The organism is Lishizhenia sp., from assembly GCF_057456495.1.
The window spans coordinates 1-6,682 of the sequence record NZ_JBVCPV010000169.1; the positions used below are offsets into that span (position 1 = coordinate 1).

Genomic DNA, 6,682 nt, shown 5'->3' on the forward strand with positions numbered 1-6,682 from the left:
GCCAATATCATTGGATACTCTTTAGAAGAATTAGGTGAAGTCAATATAGATACTTGGATAGAACATTGTCACCCCAAAGATTTAGAATTATCTAACAAACGCATACAAGAACACCTTGAAGGAAAATCCCGCATCTATGATGTAGAAGCCCGAATGAAACACAGAAATGGAAATTGGGTATGGGTTCACGACAAAGGAAAAGTAGTTTCTTGGACAGAAGATGGTAAACCAGAATGGATGGTTGGATCACACCAAGAGATTACTGATCGTGTTTTAGCGAGGGAACAAAATAGAAGGTTTGTCGACCAGGCTCCTATTGCAATTGCCATGTTTAACAAAAACATTGAATATTTAGCAGCTTCTCAAAAATGGATTTCAGATTACAACATCCAGGATGAAGATATTATCGGTAAATCTCATTATGAAATATTTCCTGAAATTGGAGATGACTGGAAACGCGATCACCAACTTGCACTGCAAGGGCAAACACTCAAGAGTGACGGTGAATTATTTCGACGTGCAGATGGAAGTGAGCAATGGATAAAATGGGAACTAAAACCTTGGTATTTTAAAGACAAAGAAATTGGAGGTATTACCATGTACTCCCAAGATATCACTGTAGCCAAAAAAGCAGAGGAAAAACTACGAATCTCAGAAGAGACATTTAGAAATAATTTTGAAAATGCCGCGATAGGAATGGCCATTGTTTTACCCGATGGAACCTTTTCTAAAGTAAACAATAGTTTTAGTGAAATGCTGGGTTACGAGCGTTCCGTGCTCGAAAAACTCACTTTTCAAGAAATCACATACCCCGACGATTTAAACAAAGATTTAGTATTACTCAAAGAGGTCGTTAACAACCAGAGAGATTCTTACCAGATGGAGAAAAGGTACTTCCATAAAAATGGTAAAATTGTTAATGCCGTTCTTTCTGTTTCTGTGGTGAGAAAAGCAGATAAATCTCCACTATATTTCATTTCCCAAATTACAGATATCACTCCTCGTGTAGCTGCGCAAGTCAGCTTAAAAAATACGCTTTCAAAACTTGAAAGTATAGTAAATGGTAGTACTCAAGTAAGTATTATAGGAACAGATGCAAAAGGTGTGATTAACCTTTTTAATATTGGCGCGGAAAACCTTTTGGGCTACAAGAGCGAAGAAGTTCTGTATACGAATTCTCCTGAAATCATTCATAAGAATTCAGAAATTGAAGAGAGAAGTGTCGAACTCACTCGAAAATACAACAAGCCTGTTAATGGATTCGATGTATTTACCGTAGTAGCAAATGACGTAGGTTTTGAATCAAAAGAATGGACCTACGTTCGAAAAGATGGTTCTGAGTTTAAAGTTTTACTTACCGTAAACCCGATACGTGAAGATGACGTGATTATTGGATACGTTGGAATTGCAGTGGATATAAGTGAATTAAATGCGGCTCAAAATCAAATTAAATCTCTTCTTGAATTAAAACAGACGCAAAATGAAAGGTTCTCTAATTTTGCTTACATCGTATCGCATAACCTGAAAACCTATACCAATAATTTATCTGGACTAATCAATTTATTTGTTCGTCAAAATAAGGATGCTGGAAATAGTAAGGTATCTAAATTCCTAATACAATCCATTGAAGGATTATCTGAAACCGTTGAACACCTGAATGAAGTACTGACCATAAGTAGTGAAAACATCGACTACACCAACATAAAAATAGGGAGTGTATTAAAGAGCTCTATCGGTAATTTAGCACTGAATGCCGAAGAGGCTAATGTGGAGATAATAAATAACTTAACAGAAGATTATCAAGTCAAAGGTATTAATGCTTATGTAGAAAGTGTCTTCTTTAACTTCATTTCTAACGCCATTAAATATAGGGATGAAAAAAAGGATAGCTTTGTAGAAATTTCTGCTGAAGAAACCGAGAAGTATATCTGCATTAAATTCAAAGATAACGGACTAGGAATCAATCTAGAAAAACACAAAAACAAGCTATTTGGAATGTATAACACCTTCCATAAACACGACGAAGCAAGAGGTATAGGATTGTTTATTACGCACAATCAAGTCGAAGCAATGAAGGGGAAAATTGATGTTGAAAGTGAGATTGGCAAAGGAACGAACTTTAAGGTTTACCTTCAGAAAGTCTAAAATTCCTTCTCCAAAGTAAAAACATCATAGCACCGACTCCATAACTCGCAACATCCCAATAATCTTGCGTATACACTTTTGGATTTTGATGAGGTAATACCCACTCAAAAAGTAAGCTACAACACGCCCAACTAAAGATTACTTGAACTACTGTTAACTCCAAGTCCTGTCCTTTCATCCACCGAATCAATTGTAAAGCAAAGCCATTGATAAGGAATAAACAGATAAAATCAGAAAAGTAATTTCTTATAAATACTGGAAGATCATAACCCAAATGCTTAAGCATGTAGTAAAGCAGATAAGCTATGCACCAGAATACAAAGAAAGGCTGCTTAATGATACTCATGCAGAAGCTGCAATTGCGAGGTACAACATAAAAACTACGAGTCCCACATAAATCCCCCAAATTCCCATTACGATATAATATAATAAACGAACAAAAGGATTTTTAGAATTGCGAGATTTCTCAAAGAAAACTGCGAGTTTCCCTGGAGGCTTAGGTTTTTGAATTCCGTGTTTTGCGATATACTTTTCTTCTCGAATAATTTGCTCATTCAATAGATTTCCACAATGCTCGCAATTGAATTCATCAGTAGACCATTGCTTGCATGATTTACACAAAACCTGTTTCATTCTCCCTTAAATTTTATGCAACTAAAATACACATTATACCACTATATCAGTATCAATACTAAGGTATTCTTAGGGCCAAATCACTCGTAATTTTATTTAGATTCATTCTAAATACCTAGCTTTAGGTATTGCACAAGCCATGCTCCCTCACTTCCTTTGTAGCAAAATTGCTGCACACAATGTTACGATTATCTGGACTTATTATTTCTATCATTTTTAGCTCCTCACTTTGGGCGCAAGAAGCATTTGTACAAGGTAAAGTTTTGGCCCATGGTATATCAATAGAAAATGCAAAGGTCAATTTTGGAAATGGTAAAGGTGCTTATACCGATTCGTTAGGTGTTTTTATTCTAAACAATTTACAAAAAGGAACCTATACCGTGCAGGTAAGTGCATTTGGTTTCGAAAGCTATACCACTCAAGTAAATATTTTCAAAGACACCAATTATTTAAAAAGTATCCCTCTTACTCCTATCCAAGAAATGGAGGGTGTTACCGTGTCCGCTGAGACAGACAATCAAAAGGTACAGGAAGAAGCATTCAATGTTACGGCTATAGATCTAAAACCCGTACAAAACCTCAACCTCAACGTAAATGACGTGCTAGATGGAACACCCGGAATACGCGTAAGGGAATCTGGAGGTACCGGGGCTAACTTTAGTTTTTCTTTGAATGGTTTTACCGGAAAACAAGTCAGGTTTTTTATTGATGGTCTACCTACTGATTATTTAGGTCAAGCCTTTGGTTTAAACATTGTTCCCATCAATTTATTAGACAGAATCGAAGTGTATAAAGGTGTGGTGCCCGTTCGCTTAGGTGCAGATGTTTTAGGAGGCGCAGTGAATATTGTCACTAAAAACATCAGCAAAGATTTTGTCGACGCCAGCTACAGCTTAGGATCATTTAACACGCACAAGGCAGCGGTAGTTGCCCGACACACCTCGAAGAAAAATTTCTTAATCAACACCAGTGCCTTCTACACTTTCTCAGAAAACAACTATTTCATGGATGCCTATTTGGCCAATCCTCAAACTGGAGCAATTGACAAAGACCCAACGCGTATTCGTAGATTTAATGATGCATTTAGAAGTACCACTGCTCTCTTGGAAATGGGAGTAGTCAATAAAAATTTCGCTGATAGACTTCTACTGGGCTTTATAGCCTCTGAAACCTACAAAGAAGTACAACAAGGGGCAAACATGACCAAAGTAGCCGGACATGTATTTACAAAAGAACACACCTTCATTCCCACCTTAAAATACGCCAAAGATGATTTGTTTACCAAAGGATTAGACATCAAAGTATCTGCCATATACAGCGAAAGACAAGCGATTACAGTGGACACAAGTTCACGGGTATATGATTGGAGAGGTAATTACACCGAAAAAGATTTTTCGGCAACATCCGGAGAGTTGAATTGGTATAAAAGCTACTTTACTTTCAACGACAAGGCAAGTTTGGTTACCACTACGCTCGATTATGCACTAAATAAAAAGCACAGTTTTACTTTCAACAATACCTTTTCTTGGTTTCAAAGGCAGGGAGAAGATACCCTAAGTTACAGTGAGGTACCTTTCAGTAACCCTAATATCCTGCAAAAGAATTTTATGGGACTCTCTTATAAACTCAAGCTTTTAGAGGGTAAATGGGAAAGTACCGCATTTATCAAACACTTTAGTTTCCGCTCCATTCTATACCTAGAACCCGATTCAGAATACGAAGACTTCATACGAACAGATGCCCAACAAAATAACACAGGATACGGAGCTGCAACCACCTATCATTTAAAGAAAAACCTGCAGTTAAAAGCGTCTTATGAAAACGCTTACCGACTACCTGAAGGCTATGAGATTTTCGGTGATGGGCTTTTACTCAAAAGGAATTATGAATTATTAGCAGAACAGTCTCAAAATTTCAATTTGAGCTTAGGTGGAAGTAAGAGAATCAAAGCTCATAAATTCCAAGGTGAATTTGGCTTCATTTATAGGTTACCCCAAAACATGATTCGTCTTGTGGCAGTGGGAATAGCCTCTAAATATCAAAATTTATTAAGTACTGAGGTGACAGGATATGAAGTTGCATTTAAATACACCTACAAAAAACGTATACATGTTGAGTTAAACACTACCTACCAAAACATGATTAACACCAACCAATTCTTTGGTGGTTATGACGACCCCTTGTACTTAGACAGAATTCCAAACATTCCCTACTTCTTTGGAAATGGAAGTATCACTGTTAACTCAAAGGAATTTGGTGAGCAGAAAAACAAAATAAGTGTTCGTTGGCACACACTTTTTGTAGAGGAGTTCTATTTAAAATGGCCCAGTCAAGGAAGCACAGCATTTAAAAACATTATCCCCCGTCAAATCGCTCATAACTTGGCCATTACTTATAAGGGGGGAAAGGGAAAATACAACCTCACTTTTTCGTGCAACAATATTCTAGACAGCCAGCTGTATGACAACTTTAAAATTCAAAAACCAGGAAGGAATTTCAACCTCAAGTTGAGATATTTTATCACAAAAAAATAAATACCAACAAATGAAAAACACAATTAAAATTGGTGCATTTACGCTAATAACGATGAGCATGTTTGCTTGTAAAAAGGAAGACCCAAAACCAGCTAACGGAGACGATAATGAAAACAAAGATGGTTACGTTGTTGGTCTTAGAAGTGCAGACGGATCTGCTGATTTTTTGGTGAGTACACAAAGTATTAAAGAAGGCAACATTACCTCAACGGGTATGGGAATAGAACAAACGGGTTGGTGTTATTTTGCGGCTACAAATGATACTTACTTTGCTTTTAACTACACCGAAAATTTTGCAACGGGTTATACAGTAGAAAACGGTATGTTCACAGAAAAAGGTCAGTTTGTTTTCGAACGCGTAGACCTTATGGAATACGATGAAGAAAGAGATGTTTTATTCGGAATTGGAGCTCCTTGGGGAGGTGGCGCATTTGATTGTAACTTCCAGACCATAGACCCTTCAAGTGTATCTATTACCAATAGTATTAATCATACGATATATGCACCTATGCATAACGGTGCTCAAATCAATGTATGGCCCAATGATGTATTATTAAAAGATGGTAAAGCCTACATCCCTTTCTACCCGCTTATTGGTGACACCTGGGAAACTCCTATCACAGACACTGCTTATGTTGCTGTTTACAGTTACCCAGATATGACCTTGGAAAAAGTTATTAAAGATGCTAGATCTACACCTATCGGATACTATGGAAACCAACCTGCAATAATGGAAGCTGAAAACGGAGATATTTATGCCTTGGCTACAGCATCTTACGCAGCTGGTTATACACAAGTTGACAATCCTTCAGGGGTATTAAAAATTAACGCTACAACGGATGAATTTGATCCTTCTTTCTTTATGAATATTGAAGACGATCACGGATACAGAGTAATGACGGGAGAATATGCTGGAAATGGTAAAATTGTAGCACGTGTAATTGATGTAGCTACCGATGACGCAAGTGGTGTTGGTTCCTGGGCTGGATTTACCACAGAAAACCCTATTTGTAAAATTGCAATCATCGATGTAAACAACGAAACTTTCGAAATTGTAAATGATATTCCTTTACACGGTGGTCAATACAAAACTCCTTTCTTTAAAGAAGATGGAAAAGTAATGATATCCATTAATGATGGAACCACAGCTGCAGTATACACAGTTGATGCAAATACAGCAACTGCAATAAAAGGCGCCAACATTGAAGGAGGACAGTTACAAGGTATCTTTAAATATTAATCTTTCCTACCCTTTAATTTTAATTCAAAAAATCCCGTTTCAATGAAGGAGCGGGATTTTTTATACATCATTTCCAAGCTCCACAAATACACATACTTCTTTTTAACCGCTCTTTACAGGCAACCCTACC

Annotated in this window: 5 protein-coding genes; 3 read left to right on the forward strand and 2 right to left on the reverse strand. The window is 37.0% G+C overall.

Features of this window, described 5'->3' with window-relative positions; genetic code table 11:
* The coding region (locus AC22ZQ_RS11445) for a PAS domain-containing protein (RefSeq protein WP_318958906.1) at positions 1–2,145 on the forward strand (2,145 nt) is incomplete at its 5' end.
* Here AC22ZQ_RS11445 and AC22ZQ_RS11450 read toward each other — a convergent pair.
* Complete coding sequence (locus AC22ZQ_RS11450; protein ID WP_318958907.1) at positions 2,120–2,491, reverse strand: hypothetical protein; 372 nt, start codon at positions 2,489–2,491, stop codon at positions 2,120–2,122. The genes AC22ZQ_RS11445 and AC22ZQ_RS11450 overlap by 26 nt on opposite strands.
* Entirely contained in the window at positions 2,488–2,778 is a 291-nt protein-coding gene (locus AC22ZQ_RS11455; protein WP_318958908.1) for a hypothetical protein, read from the reverse strand. The genes AC22ZQ_RS11450 and AC22ZQ_RS11455 overlap by 4 nt, the downstream gene beginning before the upstream one ends.
* Positions 2,779–2,957: 179 nt before the next feature.
* Here AC22ZQ_RS11455 and AC22ZQ_RS11460 point away from each other — a divergent pair, with 179 nt between their 5' ends.
* Positions 2,958–5,312, forward strand: coding sequence for a TonB-dependent receptor (locus tag AC22ZQ_RS11460; RefSeq protein ID WP_318958909.1), 2,355 nt, complete (start codon positions 2,958–2,960; stop codon positions 5,310–5,312).
* Between the two features lie 10 nt (positions 5,313–5,322).
* Entirely contained in the window at positions 5,323–6,552 is a 1,230-nt protein-coding gene (locus AC22ZQ_RS11465) for a DUF4374 domain-containing protein (protein ID WP_318958910.1), read from the forward strand.
* Positions 6,553–6,682: the final 130 nt, after the last annotated feature.

Bases quoted from the DNA above. Each gene is read 5' to 3' on its own strand.
- AC22ZQ_RS11460 (WP_318958909.1), top strand. From the start codon at position 2,958: ATGTTACGATTATCTGGACTTATTATTTCTATCATTTTTAGCTCCTCA.
- AC22ZQ_RS11455 (WP_318958908.1), bottom strand. From the start codon at position 2,778: ATGAAACAGGTTTTGTGTAAATCATGCAAGCAATGGTCTACTGATGAA.
- AC22ZQ_RS11465 (WP_318958910.1), top strand. From the start codon at position 5,323: ATGAAAAACACAATTAAAATTGGTGCATTTACGCTAATAACGATGAGC.
- AC22ZQ_RS11450 (WP_318958907.1), bottom strand. From the start codon at position 2,491: ATGAGTATCATTAAGCAGCCTTTCTTTGTATTCTGGTGCATAGCTTAT.